We start from the raw sequence: 290 nt of genomic DNA, 5'->3' as shown, positions 1-290 counted from the left end.
TGTTCCTGTCGTCTCAGACGGCAAAATGTGATAAGCAATCTGAGCTATCCAATGGTAGCCTTTTTTGGTGATACGCATCGCTCCCCGTTTCGACTGAGATAACAGCTCAAACTGATCACTTGTTAGCACAGCTTTAATAGCCGTTCTCTTTGATTTGCCTTTTTGCATAATAGGAAAAGCGAGATGATTTGGAGTGACCGTATAGTTCTGATTGTTCCATGAGACTGTTCGTTTTTTGAACACACAGTTTCCGTGTTCAGCATATTTGGACTTAGCATACCGGATAAGTT

General features: G+C 41.7%; 1 pseudogene. It reads right to left on the bottom strand.

Going from position 1 to position 290, the window contains the following annotated elements:
• Positions 1-290: pseudogene (locus tag ABDZ53_RS04715) on the bottom strand (hypothetical protein); the annotation flags it as partial.

It is taken from the genome of Alkalibacterium iburiense (genome assembly GCF_039521845.1).
GTDB classification, from domain to species: domain Bacteria; phylum Bacillota; class Bacilli; order Lactobacillales; family Carnobacteriaceae_A; genus Alkalibacterium; species Alkalibacterium iburiense.
Note: the sequence above shows the minus strand (reverse complement) of the source record. Positions and strands in the feature narration are given on the sequence as shown.